Origin of the sequence: Lentibacillus sp. JNUCC-1 (genome assembly GCF_009741735.1) — a bacterium.
Lineage (GTDB): Bacteria > Bacillota > Bacilli > Bacillales > Amphibacillaceae > Lentibacillus_B.
Genome location: NZ_WHOH01000003.1, coordinates 19,929 through 44,439, shown reverse-complemented (window position 1 = coordinate 44,439; position 24,511 = coordinate 19,929). Strand labels below are relative to the sequence as shown.

Here is a 24,511-nt window from a genome sequence, read left to right as displayed (position 1 = left end):
TACGGAAAAAGCCTGCCTTCCGATTAACAGAAGACAGGCTTTTATAGGTTAAATTATAGTTTAACAACGTTAGCAGCTTGTGGACCGCGGTTGCCTTCGACGATTTCGAATTCAACATCCTGGCCTTCTTCAAGAGTTTTGAAACCTTCATCTTGGATAGCTGAGAAGTGTACGAATACATCGTCACCATCTTCACGCTCGATGAAACCAAAACCTTTTTCTGCGTTGAACCATTTTACTTTACCATTCATGTTTACGACCTCCTTATTCAAAAGCTTGCAAAGTAATTGAAACATGAATACTTTAACTTCACCTTGATAAGAGATCGTAAAGTATTACGGCACTTCAATTTTCTTTTGCTAAGGACTACTTTACTCTAAATCAGGGGCAATTGCAAGCATTTTAAGAAGTTTTTTTACAAAAAAGAAAAAGATGATTTTAATGGATAAAAGAGGATGATGCTAGGCGGGCTGGGATATCGGCGCTCGGGCTGGGATATCGGCGCTCGGGCTGGGATATCGGCGCTCGGGCTGGGATATCGGCGCTCGGGCTGGGATATCGGCGCTCGGGCTGGGATATCGGCGCTCGGGCTGGGATATCGGCGCTCGGGCTGGGATATCGGCGCTCGGGCTGGGATATCGGCGCTCGGGCTGGGATATCGGCGCTCGGGCTGGGATATCGGCGCTCGGGCTGGGATATCGGCGCTCGGGCTGGGATATCGGCGCTCGGGCTGGGATATCGGCGCTCGGGCTGGGATATCGGCGCTCGGAAGAAATTTTCTTCCTTCGCGCCTATAATTAAGCGTATAAACGGGACAATGCTTGAATCATACTGAGATATTATACATAATGATACTATACACTTTTTAAAGGTGGCGGTAAGATGGCTAAAATTAATCGAAATGATCCTTGTCCGTGTGGGAGCGGCAAAAAGTATAAAAAATGCTGTGGTGCTTCTAATGTTATACCTTTTAATACTGAGCGCTACAATGTAGAGCTGGACAATTTGGAGTCGGCGCTTGCTACTTATGCCTTTCATAATTATGAAGATGAGTTAAATAGCGTTGTGAGTCAGCATCTTCCAGCCATCCATGATGTCGACGAGGCTTCCATCGATGCGTTTTCACTGGGGTTACTTTGTGGCATATTTTGCATGGTACGCCATCTGTCCAAGGTGGAAACACCATTTTCGAGGCCTTTTCCACGAAGCAAAAATCAAAAATCAAATTGCCTCGTGTTAGAGATTTGTTCGACCAATGGCGCCATACGAAGCCGGGTATTTACAAAATATCTGAGGCGAAGGACGACTATGTCCAAGCAGTTGATCTCATATCAAATGAGTCCTTTACGGTATATGAACCGGAACTCACAGATAATATGTATGCAATTGGTTTTTTATTCCCTTATACAAACTACTATAAGTTTTTTGTTTCACCTCTCATGTTTCCGGAGGATTTGCACTATATCTCAGATTTGGCTGTTGATTATCATCGCAACAACCAGTTTGTGCATGATTTTCCGGCGTTTTTGGGAGAAGCCTTGTTGGTAGATGAGTCAGAAGAACGTACAGATGCCTCATTTGACAATCCTGTCCACCTGGCTGTTTTCCAGCTTTATGAACAGCACATGCGAACTAAATCAGCAAGTGACGAAGCGATCAACTTTGGCGCTTTTCTATGGTATCAATACTGTGAACTCAAAGACCCTCTCATAAGAAAAGCGGGACCATACGCTGCGACACTAGATTATTTAACTCAGGACCTGGAACCACCAATGACGCAGAAGGAGCTGGCAGAAGAATATGACACCTCTGCTTCGACCATCTCCCAAAACGTACGGAAAATTGATGAGGCCATTGGTGAGGAATTATCCGAAATGGATCTGGATAATGAACAGCAGTCAGCAGACCCCAGGATGGGAATGGAACAGATGATGAACAACATTCAACAGATGTTGAGTGAACAGGAATTTGAAACTGAGGAAGAAGTTAACGCGTTTCTCAATCATCTTCTGCAAAACCAGGATGAGATTGTAGCTCAATCACATACCGATCGGGACAAGGCCCAGGACAAGCTGTATGAGGCCGCCCAAACTTCCGGAGAAAAACGCCAAAAGCTGATCGAGGAAGCTTTTAAGTTGTACCCCAACAGTCCAGATGCTTATTTCCTTATGGCAGAAGATCAGACATCACTTGTTAAACAGTATGAGTTGCTTTTAAAGGGCATTGAAGCCGGGAAAAAGGATCTTGGCCCCGAATTTTTCGAGGAAAACAAAGGACATTTCTGGAGTATGATTGAAACCAGGCCTTACATGCGTGTCAAGGCAGCATTGGCAAAAGTAATCGACCTTTTAGGCGATACCGAGCGCGCCATTCAGGAATTCGAGGAAATGCTGGAGCTAAATCCGAACGACAATCAGGGTGTAAGATATGACTTGCTGACCTTATATATTGAAGGAGAACGTTTTGATGCGGCTAAACAGCTTCTTAAACAATATGAGAGTGAAACTTCCGCAGCATTTTTATTTAACAAAGTGCTCATTTCATATTTTACAAAAGGCATGACCAACACAACACGCTCATTGCTCAAAGAAGCAAACACATTCAATCCGCATGTAAAAGAATATTTAATTGGACGCAAGAAAATACCACTTGTGCCACCTGACAAAATCGGTTCCGGAGACAAAAATGAAGCGATCGCATATGCAGATGAAAATTCATATCTTTGGGATGGAGAAAAAGAATTGATTAACGAACTTAAGAAATTATAATCACAGCAAACGAGGCGCCCTGGTATAACAGGGTGCCTCGTTTTTCATGTTTTTAAGGGACCAATTTAAGTTTTTTCCCCTCATGTGTGTTAAATGTGGTTTCATGATAATGTCCTTCAACCCAGTCCTCGACTTGGTCATCATACCACTCACTTCGGAAATGACCGAATTGACCAGGGCCGACGATATGATAGCCGGTATCAAGGTTTGCTGTGTCAATGACGAAACGCCATGATGCGCCATGATTTACCTCGCCGGTCTTGCTTTTATAAGCCGCTGCCATTGGGGTCACACTGCTGCCGTCTACAGGTAGCGGTTTTTTATTATTGAAAAAGTAAGCCAAGATTGGATTCACACCTGAGAGCGGATGTTTAAACTGGACCTGGTGGTAGTCGCCCCAAACCCAATCTTCTATATCCTTACCATAATCATCTGCCAAATCTGTGACCGTTTTTTCCAAGGAGCGCTGTAGAATATCTTCAATCCCCCCTGCTTCTTCAATCCAAATTGAATTTCCCCCGTTAAAAGCGGTCCTTAGCAGTTCGTCCGTCGTTTGGCCTTTCACACTAAACATTTCCATCATGGTCTGCTGAATCTGTTGGCCATAAATCAAATCTTCCAATTCACTGTACCAATGATGAAAGATTAAGGGGGCTGCTTCATCTTTGTCATCAACAAAATCCCAGTTCTTTAACTGCTTCAATGCTTGCTCGGCCTCATCCGTCAACGAAACATCTACTAACTCTTGTTCAAACAATGGCACAAATTCCCGCGCTTGCAGATTGGTTGCATCCATCTGCAGGTTTTGCATGTCTTGCACTGTTAAATCTTCCCCTGAGTCCAGCACCTCAGCAATACGCTCATAACGATACGGCTGGGCCCAGACGTTACTGATATGGTAAGGATAATCGTCCCCGACGATCTTGTTATTTGCCGTAGCGATAAAGCCTTTTTCGGGATTGACCACCCTGGGCAGTTCATCGAATGGAATAAACCCCTGCCATTCCTTGTCAGCCTCCCATCCCGGCAGTGGAAGGAGGGCATCGTCGGCTGATTCGTAAATCGGGATATTACCGTTTGCTTTATAAGCAATCGTTCCGTCTTTTGCCGCAAACACAAAATTCTGCGCTGGGGAGAGGAACTTTTCTAGTCCTGTTTCAAATTCATTCCAATCTGTCGCACGGTTAATTTCTAAGATAGCTTCAAGTTCTGTTGTGGGATCAAGAGCCGTCCACCGGAGTGACATGACTTCACCTCTCCCGCTATTCTTGGTGAATTCACTTAAAATTGGTCCGTGTCGCGTTTCCGCAACCTCGTAATCAATAGTGTCACCATCTTTCACGTGGATGGGTTCATCGATTATTTCAGCTTTTTCCCATTTATCTTCAAACAAATATTCATCAGCGTTGTCCGGGTTTTGTTTTTCTATATAAAGTTGCTGAACATCGGGACCAACATTGGTGACACCCCAGGCAACATGATTGTTGTGTCCTAAAATGATTCCTGGAATACCAGCAAAAATAACCCCGTCTACTTTCATGTCACCTGTTTCTAGGACCATTTGAACCCAGATAGAAGGGGTAGCCAGTCCGAGATGCGGATCGTCTGCCAGAAGGGGCATCCCGCTTTTGGTCTTTTCACCACTGACGGCCCAATTGTTACTGCCGTTGAAGTCATGGGGGATGACAGCCTTATCAAAGCTTGCAGCGATATCAAGCTCACCATCACCAATTATGGTAGGCTTTTCCTCAGGATAACGCGGGAATAATTCAAGTGCTTTATCTTCCGGAAAATGCTGCAAAGCATAATAGTTAAACGCCTGGCGCTCCCAGTGTCCACCAAGGTCAAACGCCATATATTTTCCAATGGTTAGAGAGTCAATCACAGTCCATTCCGTCGGTTCAATCCCCATTAGAGTAAATTCAACTGGCAAGGTGTTTGCCTCGGTTGCTTCCTTAATGTATGCATTCACCCCATCTGCAAACGCATTCAAAACAGCTTTTGCTTCCTCCGAATACAGATCATAGGACGCCTCGGCAGCTCTTCTTAAACCAAGTGTCCGGAAGTATTTGTCCTGATCGATTGCATCTGCCCCGACAACTTCGCTTAACGTACCCGAAGCCTGACGTCGTGACAATTCCATTTGAAATATGCGATTCTGAGCCTGCACATAGCCTTGAGCCATATACAAATCATGGTCATTGGCTGCTTGTATATGAGGAACGCCATTTGGATCTGTGTTAACGGATACATTTTCCTGTAACCCCGGGAGATGAATTTCTCCTTCAAGCTGCGGAAGGGACTTATTTATGTATGACTTCCCAAAAATAACACCACCCGCTATCACAACCAATAAAACTCCCAAAATCACCAATAGCCACTTCAACCACCGCCGCCCCTTAACAGGCTCTCGCTCCACACCAATTACACGCTCTTCCATCATACCCCTCCCCTTTTTTCAATATTTTCCATCATTATATCACAATGATGGTGCCTTGATGGTGCCTGTCACTTCCCGAATTATGTCGAAGGATAATGCTCGGACAATTCGACAAATTCCGGGGAGTGACAGGCACCGCAGAAATTGTTATAATGTTTTTTGTGCAAGATGTATCTTACTATAAGTTCACCTTCATTTATATCTTGCAAATATAGATGGACAGGTGGTTATGAACCATGGAGGAAAAGAAAGATTATCAAGTATTGTTGTATTATCATTATACAACCATCGAGGATCCGGAAACATTTGCCGCTGAGCATCTCGAATTCTGTAAAGAACTTGAGCTCAAGGGCCGTATTCTCGTTGCCCAAGAAGGCATTAACGGGACTGTTTCAGGAACGATTGAACAGACAAATGCCTATATGGCAGCTATGGAACAGGATCCTGCATTTGATGGCATTGTATTTAAAGTGGATCCGCATGACGGACACGCGTTTAAGAAGATGCATTGTCGAGCGCGCTCTGAGCTGGTAACATTACGGCTTGAGGACGACCACGATCCCCGGGAAATTACAGGGGAGCATCTTGATCCAAAGGCATTTTATGAGGCTATGAAAGATGAGAACACGGTCATTCTCGATACGCGAAATGACTATGAATATGACCTCGGGCATTTCAGGGGTGCGATTCGGCCAGACATTGAAACATTTCGCGACCTGCCTGAATGGGTGGAGGAGAACCGCGATCTGATAGAAGGTAAACGCGTGTTGACCTATTGTACCGGTGGCATCCGTTGTGAAAAGTTTACCGGCTGGATGATTAAAGCAGGGTTTGAAGATGTAGCCCAGCTAAACGGCGGTATTGTCACATATGGTAAAGATCCTGAAGTTCAAGGAGAGCTTTGGGACGGTAAATGCTATGTGTTTGACGAGCGAATATCCGTGCCGATCAACCAAAAAGAACACGTCGTTGTCGGCAAAGACTACTTTGACGGGCAACCGTGTGAGCGTTATGTGAACTGCGCCAATCCCGACTGTAACAAACAGATCCTATCCTCAGAAGAAAACGAGCATAAATATATGCGCGGCTGCACACATGAATGCCGAGTAAGCCCGCGCAACATGTATGTTAAAGAACACGGCTTGAGTGCTGAAGAAATTGAACAGCGCCTCCAAGTAATCGAAGAAGAAAATAAAGTCAAACAGTAATTCATATAAGGTGCCTGTCACTCCCCGAAAAATGTCGAAACCTGTCGTTATCATGATGTTCGACAGAAATCGGGAAGTGACAGGCACCTGTTTTGACTTTGAAGGGGGTTTTTAGTAGTTTTGGGTAGAGGAGGTTGATTTTAATGAATGTTCATGATTTTTCTGTTAAGAAAATGGACGGTAGTGAGCAGTCTCTCTCTGATTATAAGGGAGATGTTTTGTTAATTGTCAATACAGCAAGTAAATGTGGATTCACCCCTCAATTCGAGGGTTTGGAGCAGCTATATAACGACTATAAAGACCAGGGGTTCACCGTGCTAGGTTTTCCTTGTAACCAATTTGCCAATCAAGATCCTGGCTCAGATGAAGAAATTGCTGACTTCTGTCAACTTAATTATGGCGTCTCATTTCCGATGTTCAGTAAAGTTAACGTTAATGGCGCTGATGCCGACCCACTATTTAAGTACCTGACAAACGAAGCAAAAGGCGTTTTAACCAAACAAATTAAATGGAACTTTACAAAATTTCTCGTCAACCGCGATGGCAATGTCATAGAGCGTTATGCACCAAAGACCAAACCAGAAGACCTCAAGGCCGACGTAGAAAAAGCATTATAAAAAACGAGCGCTCACAAAGCGCTCGTTTTTCTTATGACACCTTTCGACAAAAACCGGGAAGTGACAGGCACCACTGTGGTTGTGGCACCGTTGTTAGTAGGCTTTGGCCCAGTACACTAGGTCTTGGGCTTTTTTACCGCAGCAGATGCATGTGTCTGCTACTTTTTCTTCTTCAAATGGTTTGCAGCGTGAGGTGGCGCCTGTGTCTTCTTTAATCTGATCTTCACAAGCTTCGTCGCCACACCACATTGCCTTCACAAAGCCGCCTTTTTCATCAATTGTTTGTTTGAATTCATCATAAGTCGTTGCGACAAATGTCTTCTCAGCACGGTGCGCCAAAGCTTGATCGTACAGATTTTGCTGAATCTCTTCCAATAGACCTGTCAAGCGGTTCTTCACTTCATCCATTGGAACAAATTCTTTCTCCCCTGTGTCACGGCGAACCAATACGACTTGATCCTTTTCAATATCTTTTGGTCCGAGCTCAATCCGGACAGGCATGCCCTTCATTTCATACTCATTAAATTTCCAGCCCGGCATTTTATCGCTCGCATCAATATCTACACGGGCGACCTCTTGCAGCTGATCACGCAGATCATAGGCCTTGTCAAGCACCCCTTCTTTATGCTGAGCAACCGGAACAATCATCGCTTGAGTCGGCGCAATACGCGGTGGGATCACCAACCCGCGATTGTCCCCATGAACCATAATCAAGCCACCCATGATCCGTGTTGACATCCCCCATGACGTCTGATGAACAGGGGTCTGCTCGCCATTCTCATCAAGAAAACGGATATCAAACGCCTCGGCGAATCCTGTTCCAAAGTAGTGGGACGTGCCTGATTGCAATGCGCGACCATCATGCATCAAAGCTTCGATTGTCAACGTGTACTCAGCCCCGGCAAATTTCTCACTCTCCGTTTTACGGCCTTTAATAACCGGAATGGCAAGATAGTTCTCACAAACATCGGCATATATATCGAGCATACGGCGCGTTTCCTCTTCCGCTTCCTCGCCAGTCGCGTGACATGTATGACCTTCCTGCCAATGGAATTCAAGTGAGCGCAGGAACGGGCGCGTCGTTTTTTCCCAACGAACCACGTTGCTCCACTGGTTATAAAGCTTCGGCAGGTCACGATAAGAATTGATGTTTTTAGCATAATACTCGGCAAACAAAACCTCTGACGTCGGACGCACACAAATCCGTTCCGCCAGCTCTTCTTCACCGCCATGCGTCACCCAAGCTACTTCAGGCGCAAATCCCTCTATATGATCTTTCTCCTTTTGAAGCATGCTTTCAGGGATAAACAAAGGAAAAGAAACATTGGAGTGACCCGTTTCTTTAAACTGACGGTCCAGTTCATCACGCACATTCTCCCAAATGGCAAATCCGTATGGCTTGATGATCATCGTTCCGCGCACAGGGCCATAATCAACGAGCTCTGCCTGCTTTACAACATCCGTATACCACTGAGCAAAATCATCCTCCATCGCGGTAACCTTCTCAACAAACTGCTTATTCTTCTTACTCACCAACAACACCTCTTTGTATTCTTATATTAAATCAACTTAGCACAAGTTGTGTTAAGAGCATATTAGCGGAGGGAAAATACGGAGACTCCTGTGGGAGGAATAGCCTCGATGAGACCCCGGAGTGCGGTACTGGGGAATGGAAGGCTAATTTCGCGACGTCCTGTCGCAACGCCTTCATGACCCACGTCCTGTGGGCCCGAGGCTCAGCAGCGCCCACGGAAAGCGTAGTATTTTCCCGGAGCGGTCTTTTTAGCAACTTTTAAACACAAAAAATCCTCCGCCCGAAAAGGGACCGAGGTTGACTGGTGGTACCACCCTTGTTTGCAGACTGAACGCTCCACACACGTCAGACTACACACTTGGCATGATAACGGTCATGTACCGCGCACGTCTTTCAGGCATACCCTTCCGACGGCGAACTCATGAGGTGGGTTCCAATTCTTGTCTTTGGAAATTTGCACCGGCCACTTCCTCTCTTAAAAAGACAATTGAATGTACTGCTCCTCGTCATCGTTTCTAATATAATCCCTTTAAATATAAAACGTTCAAGCAGTAAAGTCAAGCCGGGACTGGTGCCCGGCTTCTTTTTTAGACGACTTTCCCGCCCAGCGTCGCTTCAAAATGCCCAAGCGCCCAGTCATGACCGGCGGCATTAAAGCTGGCCACACCGTTTTTATGCACGACAATATCAAAGCCCTTGTTATAGGCGTCAACCGCTGTATGCAGGATACAAATATCGGTACAGACGCCAACAAGATGGAGTTCCGTAATGCCTCGTTCTCGCAGTTTAAGTTCGAGCTCCGTTCCGACAAAGGCACTGTACCGTGTTTTGTCAAAATAATGGACATGTGACAGATGTTTATTGTTTTCATAAACATCTGCCAGTCTTCCATATAACTCACGCCCGCTCGTTCCAATTATATTATGCGGTGGAAACAACTTGGACTCTGGGTGCAGATCATCTCCTTCAACATGGGCATCGATGGCAAAAAACACCTCGTCGCCGGCTTCGATAAAATCTTCGGTAATCCGGGCAATGCTCTCTTCCAGCTTCTGACCAGGCTCACCGCATGTCAAATTGCCATCTTCTGCTACAAAATCAATCGTGTAATCAATGTTCAACAGTGCACGTTTCCCCATAAGTTAGCCCCCCTATAATTGTGAAACCCTTTTCTTACCATTATAGCAAACTTAAGCGCCCACTGAAAATATAGCCCAGCTTTAAAGGGAGGTCGCTTCAACCTTGAGTGAATGCGAGGACCCAAACAGCCGTCTGGCCGCATGATACGTCGGGCCCACTTTATCCGTATAGGTGAAGCTGTGATCAATAGCTGCGGTAATGTATTCTTTTGCCTTATGGACGGCAGCCTGCACACTTTCACCCTTAGCCATGTAAGCCGTAATGGCCGCTGAATAGCTGCATCCCGCCCCACTTGTATTCAAAGTATCAATACGCGGTGCTTCGAACATGGTCATGTCTTCTCCATTATAAAGAATGTCAACAGCCGGGCCTTCGAGTCGCCCTCCCTTAACCAGAACATGCGCCGGTCCGAGTTTATGCAAATCGACCGCGGCCTGTTTCAGATCATCCACCGTTTTGAGCGGGCGATCATTAAGCAAAATCGATGCTTCAGGCATATTCGGTGTAATAATTGTTGCCATAGGAAAGAGCTTGTCCACCAAAGCATCAATCGCATCATCAGCCAAAAGCTTGGAATCAAGCTTTCCCACCATGACCGGATCGACTACAATGTCCTGAATGTCTGAACCAGCCACCATGTCAGCTGTTTTTTCAATTACATCTTTGGAAAAAAGCATCCCTGTTTTCATGGCGTCAACACCCACCTGGTCTAAAGCAGTCGCAAACTGTGCTTCAATTGCTTCCCATGTTTGAGGATGGACGTTTTTATGTGTTCTTGGATGGCGGCCAACAATTGCCGTGACCACACTCATTCCATATACATCAAGTTCCTGAAAAGTTTTCAAATCGGCCTGAATCCCGGCGCTGCCACCGGCGGCAGACCCTGCAATCGTCAATACACGAGCTGGCTTCATACAAACATACTCCTTTGTCACCTAAAATATAATCCCCAGAAAAAACGCGATGATCATGATAAATTGTACCACGACTTTCGCCAGGGCCCCGCTCAGAAACCCTATCAGTGATCCAATCGAAGCGCGAAAAGCTTCCTGGAGTGTCCGTTTCTGAACCATTTCCACAACCAACACTACAACAAACGGCACCACTAGTATGCCAAAAGGCGGGTAAATAAATGAACCAACTATGACGGCTACACCTGCCAGGCGCTCGCCCCACTTGCTGCCGCCAAACTTTTTCACAAAATAACTGTTAGCGATGATGTCTGCACCGATCAAAATGACTGTAAACACAACCATGACAGACCAGAACAAGAAACCAAGCTCATCTCCATTAATGCCAAAATGATACAGCACAAAGCCAATCCACAGCACAAGTACAGACGGAATAATCGGGTATAGAATTCCGACAAAACTCAGTACGAACATCGCAATAATAAGGATCCATATTATGACATCGATCATATCTTTTCACCTAAATTCCTTTAATCGACACGTTTTGTAAAAAAACTGAAGACCTTCTTTTCCTGTTTATAATAAATACGTTGATAATTTTCCATATGCATATATAGGCTTAGTAAAAATAAAATGAGTGCAATCATGGTTGGCCAGAGCCCATACAACAGAAACGTACCGGCAAGAAAAGCAGCATACATCAATAACACACCGAGTACAAGATAGCTCGAGACAAATGTACCGATGAGTAAAAATCCGATACAGACGAGCGCAAGCTGCCAATGAATGGCAAACATGACACCAACAGCCGATGCCGTCCCCTTGCCGCCCTGGAAACGCATGGTGAAAGGGAAATTGTGACCAACCACCACAGACAGAGCACTTAGGTAAATGAAGAACGCGCCCATACTATCTGACACATTGAACGAAGGTAACAAATACTGAACAAGCAAGACTGCCGCAGTCCCTTTTAATATATCAATCAATGCGACAACAATGCCATATTTCCAGCCCAACAGCATCGTTGTGTTGGAGGCGCCGGCATTTTTCAATCCAGTCCCTTTGATATCGACCTTCCTGAGTTTGCCAATAATTTGCGAGCCATGGATACTTCCAAACAGATAACCGATTAATATGATTAAGAGAATGTCCATTTACAGCCCCTCATTGTCTTTTTTGTTACTCGGAGAATCATCAGGCAGTGGATCAATTGTATGTTTGTGTGCATAACCTTTTGAAATGGTTAAAAGAGACAACCCCAGAACGAATATGGTAATCACAGCGATCATGACGACCATCGTGTAAAAGCCCATTGTTACACCTCCATAAAATCTTTATGTTTAATTATCGTTATTTTATCATGAAGCAAGGGAAAAGGTCGATAAACTGATGTTTTTCAGACCAATTACCTACGTTCAGGAATTCTAAACAACCTTTTTTAAAGTATATACGAGCAAATCAGAAGATGTCACAGCAATTATTGGTAAACAAGCGCTTAACTCCTGAGATTTGGATATATCAATATTAATTTCAAATTATCTAAAAATCTCGAGTTTGAATGAGATTTTATATATCGGTACTATTATAGTATGCCTGTTTGAGGCGCGGTTTTTGCATGCCAAATAAATATAAGCTGCAAATAAAGCCGACAAACTGGTTTAAAACAAAGGGAGGTCATTTTTTTAAATGAAGAAGTTATTACTTACTTCAGTCTTAATTTTGTCCATGATTGCACTGGCTGCATGTGGATCAAACGATGATGCCGATGCAGAAGGGTCATCCAGCAAATTGGATGAACTGAAAGAAGCCGGCAAAGTAACGGTTGGTTTCGCAGACGAAAAACCGTATGCATATGAGGAAGATGGAGAACTGAAAGGTGCAGCGGTTGATATCGCAAAAGCTGTATTTAAAGAACTTGGTATCGAAGAAGTCGAAGGTCACTTGTCTGAGTTTGACAGTCTTGTATCAGGTTTGAACGCTGGAAAGTTCGATGCGATTACAGCGGGTATGGCAATTATGCCTAAACGGTGTGAAAACGTCGCATTCGGTGAACCGGAAATGAAATATGGTGAAGGGTTAATCGTTGAAAAAGGCAACCCTCTAAACCTAAAAAGCTATAAAGATATTGCAGAAAATCCAGATGTCTCTGTTGCCATTATGGCTGGTGCCACGGAGAATGATTATGTCCAAACAGAAGGCGTTGACGAAGGACAAATTCAAAGTGTACCAGATATTCCAGCTAGCTTCTCTGCTGTTTCATCAGGTCGTGCTGATGCAACAACAGGCACAGAGATGACGGTGAAAATGGCACTCGAATCAGCGGATAACGACAACCTCGAATTCGTTGAAGACTTTGAGCAGCCTAATATCGAAGGCGTCCCTAGTTACGGCGCAGCTGCCTTCCAACAGGATCATACTGATTTACTTGAAGCCTATAACGAAAAGCTGAAAGAACTTAAAGAAGATGGAACTGTTGGCGAACTGCTTGAAGACAACTACTTCAGCGCAGAAGGGAACTCTGTCGACCCGAGCATTACGACTGAGTCTGTCTGCAGCGGGGAAGTTTACGAAGACTAAAACTGGCTGTATGTCAGTATGTATTTGCAATTTGACTCCATAGGGTCTGGCTCCCACGGCCGGGAGTCAGACCTTATTTTATTTTAGAGAGGGTGAGTAACATGAGTGCTTTAATAGATATTTTTCCCGTTTTGTTTCAAGGGGTAAAAATCACCATAACAGTTCTTCTCGGATCCATTGTCGTGGGCTACTTAATGGCGTTCATTGCCGGATTTTGCCTGCTTTCAAACAACATTGTTCTCCGCTTGATCACCAGATTTTATATTGAAATATTCCGTGGTACATCTCTAATCGTTCAATTATTCTTGTTGTACTATGCGCTGCCAATGTTATTCAATTTTGATCTAGGCAGTAATTACCTGGCAGGTGTGCTGGCAATTTCCTTAAACTACGGCGCTTATATGGCTGAGGTTGTGCGCGGGTCAATTGAATCGGTGGCACAAGGGCAGCGTGAAGCAGCTACTGCTCTCAACATGTCGCGTTTTCAGCGCATGCGGCTTGTGGTTTTCCCGCAGGCTGTAAGAATGATGCTTCCTGAGTTTGGAAACTATTTGATTCAAATGATTAAGGCAACGTCACTTGTGTCGTTAATTGGAATGAAAGATATTCTTTATTATGGAGACCGGTTTAGATTCAGTGATATTTCCATGACACCGCTTGTCTTTTTAATGGTGCTTATATTTTACTTCATCATTGCGCTGCCTCTGATCTTCCTGACACGTAAAATGGAAGAAATCTCTAAGAAAGGGGTGGCTAGTTAATGGATTGGAATTGGAAAGGCGAATTATTCTTTGAAGCCCTGCCCTTTGTTGCAAAAGGGATTTGGGTCACATTATCACTCACAATTGTATGTTATATCTTTGCACTTGTGTTCGGTTTCGGCTGGACATTTCTGAAGCGCGTTCCCAATAAGGCTTTTAATTGGGTCGTCACGTGGGTAATGGAATTTATTCGGTCAACGCCACCTCTGGTACAATTGTATTTCATTTATTATGCATGGCCGGAAGTCCCGTATATTGGCGCAACTCTCAGTCCGTTTACAAGTGCTGTAATCGGCCTTGGCATTCACTTCAGTACCTATATCAGTGAAGTATATCGTTCTGGTATTGAAGGCGTCGACAAGGGGCAATGGGAAGCATCGACGGCACTCAATTTTTCAACAAGACAAAAATGGACGAAGATTATTTTGCCACAAGCGATCCCCCCGACCATTCCAATGCTGGGGAACTACTTGATCATTCTATTTAAAGAAGTGCCACTCGCGGCAGTGATCGGTGTGGTAGGCATTCTTCATCTTGCGGATGACTTTGGTCAAGCAAACTTCAGATTTCTGGAAGCCTACACGGTTGTTGCACTCTTATTCCTTCTGTTGAGCTACCCATCAGCCTTGCTCGTTAAACAGCTTGAAAAGAAGGTCAACTACAGATTTGATAAAAAGTCACCAAATGGCAAAAAACCACTTAAAGAATCGAAAGGAGCTGTTTCATAATGGCAGATACGGTTGCAAGCGAAGACAAAAAATCTCATGTCGTCAATGGCGCTAAACCCATTGTCAATTATCAAGACGTGCATAAATCATTCGGCGACGTCGAAGTATTAAAAGGAATTGACCTGGATATTTTGCCAGGTGAAAAAGTAGCCGTTATTGGACCAAGTGGGTCTGGGAAAACAACAATCATCCGTATGTTAATGACACTTGAAGAGCCGACATCCGGCCACATTATTGTGGATGGCAAGAATTTGTGGCAGATGGAGAAGAATGGTGAACTCGTGCCAGCTAATGAAAAGCATCTTCGTGAAGTCCGCGGCGACATTGGCATGGTATTTCAGCACTTCAATCTGTTCCCTCATATGACCATCTTGGAAAATTGTATGACGGGGCCTATTCATGTTCAAAAAGTAGAGAAGAAGGAAGCCAAAGAGCTCTCAATACAGATGCTTGAAAAGGTGGGTCTGGGTGATAAGCTTGATAACTATCCCAACCAGCTTTCAGGCGGTCAGAAACAGCGTGTAGCCATGGCACGTGCATTGGTCATGCGCCCTAAAGTCATGTTGTTTGATGAGGTGACATCAGCCCTTGATCCCGAACTTGTCGGTGAAGTGCTTGAAGTCATCCGCGATATTGCTGAAGAAGGTGAAATGGCCATGGTCCTTGTCACACATGAAATGGAATTTGCCATTGATGTTGCAGACCGTGTGCTATTCTTGGATGAGGGTGTCATTGCTGAGGAAGGCCCACCAAGTGAAGTCATCGAAAACCCTAAAAACGAACGCCTGCAGGAATTCCTGCACCGCTTCCTTGGATAACATATAAAAATGAGGCTGGGACAAAACCCCAGTAAACGAAAAAAGAACGGATCCTGAGGAAATCTCCTTCGGATCCGTTTTTTTACCATTTTAAACATGAAAATAGGGAAACCTTCTGCTAAAATTAAAGTCACCACAACCTAATCAGAGGAGGTTTCCCTATGTTTAAACATTATAACATGAATCAGGTTGTTTTGCCGCTCGATATGGAAATGAAATTGGATAAAAATGATATTGCCTACGCTGTGAACGAACTAACAGAATCGATTCCCGATGAAGCCTTCGCAAGTTTTTCGCGTGCGACAGGCTGTCCTGCCTACCACCCGCGCATGATGCTTAAAATTATTCTGTGTGCCTACACGCAGTCTGTTTTCTCCGGACGAAAGATCGAAAGCTTGTTGAAAGACAGTGTACGTATGATGTGGTTAGCGCAGGGTTATGAGCCGAGTTACCGCACTATCAATCGTTTCCGGGTCCACCCTGAAGTAAAAGAATTATTGCGCCAGTGCTTTGTACAGTTCCGGTGTAAGCTTGTCGAGGAGAAACAGATTGAGGAAGAAGCGATTTTCATAGATGGTACGAAACTTGAAGCGAACGCAAACAAGTACACCTTCGTCTGGAAAAAGTCGGTTGAGCGATACAGCGCTGGTTTGGTTGAACGATCGAACCGCATGTATGAGGAGCTCTTGGAAAAGGAAATCATCCCGGAGATTAAACGGGAAAGTTCGGACGAACTTTCTGAACAGGAACTGTCCAGCATTATTGAGCGTTTGGATGAAACAGTCCAAGCATATGATGAGAAGATTGAGTCAACTGAGGATGCAGCTGCACGGAAAGAGCTGCGTTCAGAGCGCAAGGAACCAAAGCAGTACCGTAAGCAATTCCGGGACTTTGTAGAGCGCAAGGAGAAATACCGTACAGACATGGAGATCTTCGGCAACCGGAACAGCTATTCCAAAACCGACCATGATGCCACCTTTATGCGCATGAAAGACGATCATATGAAAAATGGCCAGCTCAAGGCCGGCTATAATATACAAGTCGCAACTGAAGGTCAGTATGCGCTCGCCTATGACATTTTTCCAAATCCGACGGATACGCGCACCTTCATCCCTTTCCTGAATACAATCGAAAAGCACTTCTTCGAACTGCCTGAATATATTGTGGCGGATGCCGGTTATGGCAGTGAGCAAAACTACATGGATGTGGTGGAGAACCGCGGTTGCACTCCTTTGATCACTTACAATCAGTACCGCAAAGAGAAGAAAAGGAAATTTAAAGATGACCCTTTCAACACAGCCAATTGGGCATATGATGAGGAAGCAGGCACATTTACTTGCCCGAATGGCCGCAGGCTCTGGTTCAGCCACACTTCGTCAAGAAAAGACAGGTATGGATTCGTGCGCCACTTTAAGGTATATGAATGCGAAGATTGTTCCGATTGTCCCCTGCGTGCTCAGTGTACAAAGGCAAAAGAAGGAAGTAACCGTAGACTGTATATCAATGAAACATGGGAGCATCAAAAAGCATATATCCGTGAGAAGCTTTCAGAGGAGAAAACTGGTGAGATTTACGGCAAACGAAAGATCGACGTGGAGCCAGTCTTCGGATTTCTGAAGGCTAATTTAGCGTTCACACGTTTCTCCGTCAGGGGAAAAGAGAGGGTGAAAAACGAAATGGGTTTTGTATTAATGGCAGTGAACTTGAGGAAATACACTGCCATGGAGAACGGGCAGATTCCACACAATCAAAAAGGCAAGGACAAAAAAGCATTTGATCACCAAAAAACGGCAATCAAATGCTTTTTCTTTCATTTAAGGCTAGTTATGTCCCAGCCTCATTTTTTGCTTACAGCTTATTGCTGAGCACTTGCGTCATTTCTTTCTCCGGATCTTCTCCGATAATTTTCACTTCCCGCTCCAGTTTTACACCGAAACGATCCATAACCGTTCTCTGAACATGCTCAATCAGTCCAATGTATTCTTCAGCTGTCGCGTTGTTTTTGTTCACGATAAAACCGGCATGCTTGGTGCTCACTTCAGCTCCGCCTACCTGCTGTCCCTGAAGTTCACTATCCTGAATCAGTTTTCCGGCAAAATATCCCGGCGGACGTTTAAACACACTGCCACAAGACGGATATTCAAGGGGCTGTTTGGATTCCCGTTTATATGTGAGGTCATCCATAATCGCCTTGATATGTCTATAGTCACCTGGTTCCAAACGAAATGTTGCTTCAAGAACAATATATCCTTTCTCAGGAATGTTACTCGTACGGTAGGACAAATCAAGGTCTTCAGGTGTCAAAGTCAGCAGATTCCCTTCACGGTCAACGACTACCGCTTCTTTCAGGACATCTTTAATTTCGCCACCATATGCGCCAGCGTTCATAAAGAGTGCACCACCCACAGATCCTGGAATTCCACACGCAAACTCCAGGCCAGAAAGTGAATGGCTTAAGGCTTCACGGGATGCATCAATAATGCGAGCACCGCTTTGAGCAATAATCGTTGTATCTGCTGTTTGAATGCTGGCAAGTTTGCCGGGGTATAAAACAATCCCACGAATCCCGCCATCTTTAATGATCAGATTGGAACCATTCCCCAATAAGGTGAACGGCACCTCCCGCCGATTGGAAAATCGAACAATCGCTTGCACCTGTTCATAAGAATCCGGCGTAACAAAATAATCCGCATTTCCGCCAAGCCTCGTATATGTATGATTTTTTAACGGTTTATCGGCCGTTACATTATCTTTGCCGACCAAACCGATCAGTTCTTGTAAAATTTTATCAGCCACGATCAATCATTCCTTTAGTTGAATTCAATACACAGAAGTCTTTCATCATTATAACACGAGATGTCTTTTAACACCCGGGGAAATGGTGTTTATGCAGGTTAAATTATATTATGCCCATTTAACAAATCCGTTACAAAAAACACACAACGCCAGCTTCATGTGGCGTTGTGTGCCGTATCTCAGGCTTCTATTAAAACTTCTATATCAGCCTGTTCTTTAAGTTCCTTTACCCGTTTCTGAACTTTGCTCTGTTCTTCCTGCTTGATTAAGCCCTCTTTCAATCTTTCACGGACCTCCTCAAACTCTGGGACGTCTCCTTCTTGATTCTCTTTGAACTGTTGTTCATAAAACGTTTTGACGTCATCTTCTGTTACATTAATATCAAATTGGTCTTCAATATATTTTTCGCGAATAAGGTCATCTCTTAACTGGTCTTTTAAAGCTGCTTCACTCAGCTGAAACCGTTCCAGAGTGGATTGGAATTTCTCCGGCTGCTGTTCTTTATAGGCGTTTAATTCTTTTTCCACTTCATCCTCGGTTACTTCAATACCAAGTTCTTCAGCCTCTTGATTAATCAGTTCCTGCTGTGTCAGAAGGTCCAGTGTCAGCTCTTTCAACTGGGACTTTTCTTTAATATTCGCTCCATATAATGTTTTAACCTGAGCATATATAGCGTTGTAGGCTTCACCTTTTATCTCCTCTTCATTGATCTTGACAACCGTTTCAGATGGATCCATTTTTTCTTCCTCACTGATCTCAACAGGGTCTTCTTTCGTAACAGTTTCATTATTGTTTTCTGACGCGTTGTCATTGTTTGCTTCATCGTCCCCACAGGCAGCAAGCACTACAAGAAGCACAGAGACAAGCAACGTTATGATCCACTTTTTCATCACTGATAAACCTCATTTCAAAATGGTGTCTCTTTATTCAAACACATGACCCGATAGAAAATCAAGGAACGTACAAAACAAAAGCGGAAACGCCTTGGTCAACCCCGAAAATCATAAGCAAGAACGTCTAGTGGCGACCTTTGCCACGTAGCGTTCTTGCTATGACTCGGGGGTAAGCGTTGGAGCTGGACGAAACGAAAGCAGTCCACAGGGGGGGCGTGGACTGCTTTTATTCGAAAAGCTATATTATTTAAAGCTGGCTGCTACTTCGTCAATCATCATGCTGACGGACTGCAGTCCGCCGCCTGACAGATACCAGACGTCTGGGCTCAAGTAAGTAATATCATCATTTTTATAAGCATCGGTATTTTGAACAAGCTGGTTTTCTACAATTTGCTTGGCTGCTGTATCATCACTGATGGCAGCTGTTCTGTCGATCACGTACAATTTGTCCGGATTTTGTTCCATCACATATTCAAACGAGACGTTCATGCCATGCGTTGAAGCCTCAATGTCTTCATCAGCAGGCTTCACACCAAACACATCATGAATGATGCCGAAACGTGAGTTTGAACCGTATGCACTGATTTTGTCGTCGTTGGCCAAGAGTACAAGACCGTTTTCATCTGATTGTTCAGCTTTTTCATTTAGATCAGCAATAGACTGGTCAATCGTATCAAGTTCTTCTTGAATCTCATCTTCCTTGTCAAAAATCTTCCCTACAGTCTGCATATTTTCTTTAAAGGAGTCCATATAGCGCGTCGAGTCAACACCCAAATAAACGGTCGGAGCCAATTCACTCAATTGATCATACACGGAAGACTGACGGCCGGAAATGATAATCAGATCAGGGTCGATTTCAGAGATCTTCTCAAAATCAGGCTCTTTTAGACTTCCCACATTGGCATAGTCGTCAGAACCATACTTCTCCAGGTATTCAGGCAGAATCTTTTGTGGCAAACCTGCTACTTCAATGCCTAATTTATCAACTGTATCAAGGATACCAAGGTCAAAGACCACAACTTTCTCCGGATTGACAGGAACATCGGTTTCTCCTAATTCGTGCTCAACAGTCAGCGTGCCGGATGTCTCTTCTTGGTCAGCGTTATTTGCTGCATTGTCTGAACTGTTGTTGGCTTCCTCTGCTGTATTGTCATTGCCTGATGTTGTATCCTCGGCATCTTTATTATCTGAATTTCCACAAGCCACCACGAAGAATGCGAGACTTACAAGTAATACTGTCAAAATAAGTTTTTTCATCTATGAAAACTCCCTTTTCTTTTAGAATATATGATCACTGGTTATGTGCACTATCGGGTTCAGACAATTCATGTGTGTGTAAATCGTTTTTGTTCTTATTCAAGAACTGTCACCTCCCGTGTATGATTGAACGAAACGACTTTATTTACCTTCTCTTTAAAATAGGTTACACTAGGTTATGAAGGTTCCATTGGGATGGATTTGAGCTGTGCGGCTATGACCATCTCGCTGGGACCCCTTTTTTTGCCAGAAACCCGATGTCTGTGCCTGCCAGGGATTAAAAATATACGCAAATGCGTTTGTTATCGACATGCTTGATATCAATGTCCATATCATAAATGTCTTTCAGGACACACTCGTCAATCACATCACAGGCTCTTCCTTGTTTGATGATTCTGCCGTCTTTAAGAGCGACGATGTTATCGGAATAACAGGAAGCAAAGTTGATGTCGTGAATGACGATGATGACTGTTTTGCCAAGTTCATCAACAAGGCGTCTTAAGGTCTTCATAATCTGCACGGAATGGCGCATATCCAAGTTGTTCAGCGGTTCGTCAAGCATGATGTATTCGGTATCCTGAGCAATGACCATTGCAATATGTGCCCGCTGCCGCTGACCACCACTTAATTGATCCAAATACTTATTCTCCATCTCGTGCAATTCCATATAATCGATGGCTTCGTCGATTTTCTTTTCGTCCTGAGTGGTCAGCTTTCCCTGTGAATACGGGAAGCGTCCAAAGGCAACGAGTTCACGTACCGTTAATTTTAAGTTAATCGCATTAGATTGTTTAAGGATCGAAATTTTCTTGGCGAGCTCGTTGTTTTTTGTTTTCATAATATCCTTGCCATCAATCGATATGTCCCCGTTATCTTTGGAGATCAGCCGGCTGACCATAGAGATCAACGTACTTTTCCCCGCCCCATTCGGACCGATAAACGAGGTGATCGTCCCTTTTTCAATCGACACTGAAACATCCTCAATCACCGGTTTCTCATTGAACGATTTAAATACGTTTTTAATATCTACCATGACTTATTCTCCTTTAACAAAAGATAGATGAAGTAAATACCACCGACAAAGTTAATAATCACGCTGATCGTTGTATGGAACGTAAAGATCTTCTCAACGATAAACTGACCGCCTATAAGTGCGATGATGCTGATGCAGACCGAACCGATGATCAAATAGAAGTGCCGATAAGTCTTCATAAATTCATAAGCGACGTTGACCACAAGCAAACCGAGAAATGTAATCGGGCCGATTAGTGCTGTGGAAACTGAGATGAGCACCGCCACGATAATCAGCAAGTGTTTTACGACTCGGTCATACGGCACTCCCAAATTAATAGCCTGATCCCGGCCCAACTGCATGACATCCAGATACTTATAAAACCTGATAAAATAGAGTGTTACAAGGAATACCAACCCGATTGATAAGTAAACAAGATCGGTGTTGACGTTGTTAATACTTGCAAACATCCTATCCTGTGCGATCATGAACTCATTAGGATCGATCAGAACCTGCATAAATGAAGTGAAGCTGCTGAAAAAAGTTCCAAGAATGATCCCGATCAACAGAAGGAAGTAAACGTTATTGCCTTCCCCGCGGAACAAAAATTGGTACAAAAGCAGTGAGAAGAGTACCATAATAACGATTGATAACAAATAATTGATTTCCCCATGCATCATCACAAGAGACCGTGAGCCAAAAACAAAGATGATTACGGTTTGAATCAGCATATAAAGTGAGTCAAGTCCCAAGACGCTCGGGGTCAGAATCCGATTGTTCGTAATGGTCATGAATATCGTTGTCGAAAAGGCGATCGCCCCGCCAGTCAAAATAATGGCAACTACTTTAATGATGCGTTTCGGGAGTATGTAGTCAATATTGCCGGTTAAGTCATAAAATATATAAAGAAAGGCGAGTGCAACGGTGATCACGACAAGCGCGATTGTTTTTTTCTTATAACCCATACTTCCGTCTCCTAATGAGCAGGTACATAAAGATGGCGCTCCCGATGACACCAACAGTCAAACTGATTGGAATTTCGTACGGATAAATAACCAGTCGCCCAAGGATGTCACAGATCAGCACGAAGATTGCACCAAGCAGTGCTGTGTGAATCAGGCTCTTCTTTAAATGGTCCCCCTGATAAATCGTGACGATGTTCGGGATGATCAAACCGAGAAACGGAATAACCCCGACTGTCAGTACGACTGATGCCGTAACCAGTGCCACGATCATCAAACCCAGATTGACAACTTGCCTGTAATTCAGCCCCAAGTTTTTGGAAAAATCCTCTCCCATGCCGGCTATGGTGAATTTATTGGCATAGACATATGCAAAAATGAGAATCGGAATGCTGATGTACATAATTTCATAGTTGCCGCTCATAATCATTGAAAAATCGCCCTGCATCCACGAGGACATGTTCTGAATTAAGTCATTTCTGTATGCAAAGAAGGTCGCAATGGAACTGATGATATTCCCAAACATCAGCCCGACCAGCGGAATGAAGACCGCATCTTTAAACTTGATCTTTTCCAAAATCTTCATGAAGATAAATGTTCCTGCGAGCGCAAACAAAAATGAGATGAGAATTTTTTGCAATGGAGTCGCTGATGTAAACACCATGAGTGCGACCAGAATTCCAAGCCGGGCCGAGTCCATTGTCCCTGCCGTTGTAGGAGAAACGAATTTATTACGTGACAGCTGCTGCATAATCAAACCGCAAATGCTCATGCTCATGCCTGCAATTAAAATGCTCAGCAACCGCGGAATCCGGCTGACCAGAATTACCTGCTTCTGAGTATCGGTGAGATGAAACATGTCAAGCGGTGAGACATTGGATACACCTATGAAAACCGATATAACAGAAAGAATGATCAATATTGGAGCCAAATATCGTATTTTCATAGACTAACAACCATCCTCAACAACTATTAATAATATGTTTAAAGTAAAACTGAGTCTAATTAAGAATGAGATTCATTATCAATTAACTCAGTTTAGAGTATAGCATATGGGCGAGGGGTCTGCAATAGACAAAAGGCGTTTTTATTGAAAAAGCTTTGAAATGGGGGGAGGCGGTGGAGCTACGAGGGGTGACTTCTCACTTTGAGCGGCGGTTATTGCGCGCGTGCGGCGGTTTCTCAGCCTGAACGGCGGTTCCTACGCACGAGCGGCGGTTTCTCGGCCTGAACGGCGGTTATTTCGCACGCATAAAAAAGACCAGCACTCCCTTCCCGGAGTACTGGCCAATAATTTTACAAAAACTATTCTTCCTTTTCGACTTCACAGCTGTCATCAGTGCAATAAGTTGTTTTCGATGACTCAGGGTTCATGGATTTCAACTTAGGCTCTTTTTTTCTTCTTCCATAACAGTATTAATCACTTCTTGAAAAACATCTGCCGGCTGTACACCTGATAGCGCGTATTTTTCATTGAATACAAAGAAAGGCACGCCTTGTACACCGATTTCGCGGGCAGTCAGCTGATCCGCATGCACTTTTGACGTGAACTTATCAGATTTCAGCATTGTAAGCACTTCTTCGGGATCAAGCCCAACTTCAGCAGCTAATCTTGCCAAAGTGTTGTGATCACTGATCAGCTCAGCTTCAGTAAAATAAGCACTTAGCAACCGCTCGGCCATCTCCGGCCCTTTTCCGTGCTTTTCAGCATATTTGGCCAGACGATGAGCATCAAGTGTATTTGCAGGCTGCATGCCGTCCATATCATAATTCAATCCGACTTCTTTTGCTTGTGCGGCAATTTGCGCATTCATTTGGCGCGCTTCGTCTATAGTTGTATTGAATTTCTCCGCTAGAGCTTCGTGCATGCTTTTGCCTGGAGCAATTTCAGAATTTGGGTCAAGTTGATAACTTTTATATTCAATGGTCACGTCATCGAGCTCAGGCGCTTGCTCCAAAGCTGTTTCAAGATTGCGTTTGCCCATATAGCAAAACGGACAGACAAAATCAGACCATACTTCTACTTTCATTCATAAGCACCTCTTTTCTGACTGTCATTTTAGCATAAAGTCGCCTTTTCAAAAAATAT

23 protein-coding genes, 1 pseudogene and 1 other annotated feature are annotated in these 24,511 nt (G+C 44.1%); of the genes and pseudogenes, 9 read left to right on the top strand and 15 right to left on the bottom strand.

What is annotated here, in order from left to right; all coding sequences use genetic code 11:
• Window positions 1–53: 53 nt before the first annotated feature.
• Window positions 54–251 carry a cold-shock protein CspD gene (cspD, locus tag JNUCC1_RS10580; RefSeq protein ID WP_156645513.1) on the bottom strand — a complete coding sequence of 66 codons (198 nt, stop codon included), beginning with the start codon at window positions 249–251 and terminating at the stop codon, window positions 54–56.
• A 631-nt stretch (window positions 252–882) separates the two neighbouring features.
• Here cspD and JNUCC1_RS19510 point away from each other — a divergent pair.
• Both JNUCC1_RS19510 and JNUCC1_RS10570 read left to right on the top strand, forming a co-directional pair.
• Window positions 883–951: pseudogene (locus JNUCC1_RS19510) on the top strand (SEC-C metal-binding domain-containing protein); the annotation flags it as partial.
• 185 nt (window positions 952–1,136) lie between these two features.
• Window positions 1,137–2,768, top strand: coding sequence for a tetratricopeptide repeat protein (locus JNUCC1_RS10570; protein WP_231784189.1), 1,632 nt, complete (start codon window positions 1,137–1,139; stop codon window positions 2,766–2,768).
• 52 nt (window positions 2,769–2,820) lie between these two features.
• Here JNUCC1_RS10570 and JNUCC1_RS10565 read toward each other — a convergent pair whose 3' ends face one another.
• Window positions 2,821–5,208: a penicillin acylase family protein gene (locus JNUCC1_RS10565; RefSeq protein ID WP_156647078.1), complete on the bottom strand. Its 2,388-nt coding sequence runs from the start codon at window positions 5,206–5,208 to the stop codon at window positions 2,821–2,823.
• A gap of 236 nt (window positions 5,209–5,444) precedes the next feature.
• On the opposite strand from JNUCC1_RS10565, the gene trhO reads away from it, so the two are divergent.
• Together trhO and JNUCC1_RS10555 are read left to right on the top strand one after the other, a co-directional pair.
• The gene (gene trhO / locus JNUCC1_RS10560; protein ID WP_156645510.1) at window positions 5,445–6,416 is read left to right on the top strand and encodes an oxygen-dependent tRNA uridine(34) hydroxylase TrhO; all 972 of its coding nucleotides are present in this window, start codon (window positions 5,445–5,447) and stop codon (window positions 6,414–6,416) included.
• Window positions 6,417–6,559: 143 nt separating this feature from the next.
• On the top strand, window positions 6,560–7,033 hold the full coding sequence (locus tag JNUCC1_RS10555) for a glutathione peroxidase (RefSeq protein WP_156645509.1): 474 nt from the start codon (window positions 6,560–6,562) through the stop codon (window positions 7,031–7,033).
• Window positions 7,034–7,126: 93 nt separating this feature from the next.
• Here the strand turns inward: JNUCC1_RS10555 and proS are convergent, their stop codons facing one another.
• From proS to ytzI, 6 genes are all read right to left on the bottom strand, one after another.
• On the bottom strand, window positions 7,127–8,566 hold the full coding sequence (proS, locus tag JNUCC1_RS10550; protein WP_331713744.1) for a proline--tRNA ligase: 1,440 nt from the start codon (window positions 8,564–8,566) through the stop codon (window positions 7,127–7,129).
• A gap of 284 nt (window positions 8,567–8,850) precedes the next feature.
• Window positions 8,851–9,086, bottom strand: a binding site (T-box leader).
• 68 nt (window positions 9,087–9,154) lie between these two features.
• Entirely contained in the window at window positions 9,155–9,706 is a 552-nt protein-coding gene (locus tag JNUCC1_RS10545; protein WP_156645508.1) for a cysteine hydrolase family protein, read from the bottom strand.
• A gap of 81 nt (window positions 9,707–9,787) precedes the next feature.
• On the bottom strand, window positions 9,788–10,621 hold the full coding sequence (thiD, locus tag JNUCC1_RS10540; protein ID WP_156645507.1) for a bifunctional hydroxymethylpyrimidine kinase/phosphomethylpyrimidine kinase: 834 nt from the start codon (window positions 10,619–10,621) through the stop codon (window positions 9,788–9,790).
• A 21-nt stretch (window positions 10,622–10,642) separates the two neighbouring features.
• The gene (locus JNUCC1_RS10535) at window positions 10,643–11,128 is read right to left on the bottom strand and encodes a DUF456 domain-containing protein (RefSeq protein ID WP_156645506.1); all 486 of its coding nucleotides are present in this window, start codon (window positions 11,126–11,128) and stop codon (window positions 10,643–10,645) included.
• 20 nt (window positions 11,129–11,148) lie between these two features.
• On the bottom strand, window positions 11,149–11,772 hold the full coding sequence (locus JNUCC1_RS10530) for a glycerol-3-phosphate acyltransferase (protein ID WP_156645505.1): 624 nt from the start codon (window positions 11,770–11,772) through the stop codon (window positions 11,149–11,151).
• Window positions 11,773–11,931, bottom strand: coding sequence for a YtzI protein (ytzI, locus tag JNUCC1_RS10525; protein WP_156645504.1), 159 nt, complete (start codon window positions 11,929–11,931; stop codon window positions 11,773–11,775).
• A gap of 373 nt (window positions 11,932–12,304) precedes the next feature.
• Here ytzI and ehuB point away from each other — a divergent pair, with 373 nt between their 5' ends.
• The 5 genes from ehuB to JNUCC1_RS10500 all read left to right on the top strand — a co-directional run bounded on the left by ehuB (window position 12,305) and on the right by JNUCC1_RS10500 (window position 17,367).
• Window positions 12,305–13,195: an ectoine/hydroxyectoine ABC transporter substrate-binding protein EhuB gene (ehuB, locus tag JNUCC1_RS10520; protein WP_156645503.1), complete on the top strand. Its 891-nt coding sequence runs from the start codon at window positions 12,305–12,307 to the stop codon at window positions 13,193–13,195.
• A gap of 101 nt (window positions 13,196–13,296) precedes the next feature.
• On the top strand, window positions 13,297–13,956 hold the full coding sequence (locus tag JNUCC1_RS10515; RefSeq protein ID WP_156645502.1) for an amino acid ABC transporter permease: 660 nt from the start codon (window positions 13,297–13,299) through the stop codon (window positions 13,954–13,956).
• A complete protein-coding gene (gene ehuD, locus JNUCC1_RS10510) occupies window positions 13,956–14,684 on the top strand; it encodes an ectoine/hydroxyectoine ABC transporter permease subunit EhuD (protein WP_156645501.1) in 729 nt (242 codons plus the stop codon). The genes JNUCC1_RS10515 and ehuD overlap by 1 nt, the downstream gene beginning before the upstream one ends.
• A complete protein-coding gene (gene ehuA, locus JNUCC1_RS10505) occupies window positions 14,684–15,502 on the top strand; it encodes an ectoine/hydroxyectoine ABC transporter ATP-binding protein EhuA (RefSeq protein ID WP_156645500.1) in 819 nt (272 codons plus the stop codon). Before ehuD ends, ehuA begins: the two co-directional genes overlap by 1 nt.
• A gap of 161 nt (window positions 15,503–15,663) precedes the next feature.
• Window positions 15,664–17,367, top strand: a complete 1,704-nt coding sequence (locus JNUCC1_RS10500; RefSeq protein WP_156645499.1) for an IS1182 family transposase — start codon at window positions 15,664–15,666, stop codon at window positions 17,365–17,367.
• On the opposite strand, the gene murB is transcribed toward JNUCC1_RS10500, so the two are convergent.
• The 7 genes from murB to JNUCC1_RS10465 form a co-directional block, all read right to left on the bottom strand.
• Window positions 17,351–18,304 (bottom strand): UDP-N-acetylmuramate dehydrogenase, encoded by a 954-nt coding sequence (gene murB, locus JNUCC1_RS10495; RefSeq protein ID WP_156645498.1) that lies wholly within the window; start codon window positions 18,302–18,304, stop codon window positions 17,351–17,353. The genes JNUCC1_RS10500 and murB overlap by 17 nt on opposite strands.
• Window positions 18,305–18,477: 173 nt before the next feature.
• Window positions 18,478–19,188 (bottom strand): SurA N-terminal domain-containing protein, encoded by a 711-nt coding sequence (locus JNUCC1_RS10490; protein WP_156645497.1) that lies wholly within the window; start codon window positions 19,186–19,188, stop codon window positions 18,478–18,480.
• Between the two features lie 246 nt (window positions 19,189–19,434).
• Window positions 19,435–20,448 carry a siderophore ABC transporter substrate-binding protein gene (locus JNUCC1_RS10485; protein WP_156645496.1) on the bottom strand — a complete coding sequence of 338 codons (1,014 nt, stop codon included), beginning with the start codon at window positions 20,446–20,448 and terminating at the stop codon, window positions 19,435–19,437.
• 277 nt (window positions 20,449–20,725) lie between these two features.
• Window positions 20,726–21,481 carry an iron ABC transporter ATP-binding protein gene (locus tag JNUCC1_RS10480; protein WP_156645495.1) on the bottom strand — a complete coding sequence of 252 codons (756 nt, stop codon included), beginning with the start codon at window positions 21,479–21,481 and terminating at the stop codon, window positions 20,726–20,728.
• A complete protein-coding gene (locus JNUCC1_RS10475) occupies window positions 21,475–22,425 on the bottom strand; it encodes an iron chelate uptake ABC transporter family permease subunit (RefSeq protein ID WP_156645494.1) in 951 nt (316 codons plus the stop codon). The genes JNUCC1_RS10480 and JNUCC1_RS10475 overlap by 7 nt, the downstream gene beginning before the upstream one ends.
• Window positions 22,415–23,368 carry an ABC transporter permease gene (locus tag JNUCC1_RS10470; RefSeq protein WP_156645493.1) on the bottom strand — a complete coding sequence of 318 codons (954 nt, stop codon included), beginning with the start codon at window positions 23,366–23,368 and terminating at the stop codon, window positions 22,415–22,417. Before JNUCC1_RS10470 ends, JNUCC1_RS10475 begins: the two co-directional genes overlap by 11 nt.
• Before the next feature lie 433 nt (window positions 23,369–23,801).
• On the bottom strand, window positions 23,802–24,452 hold the full coding sequence (locus tag JNUCC1_RS10465) for a DsbA family oxidoreductase (RefSeq protein ID WP_231784188.1): 651 nt from the start codon (window positions 24,450–24,452) through the stop codon (window positions 23,802–23,804).
• Window positions 24,453–24,511: the final 59 nt, after the last annotated feature.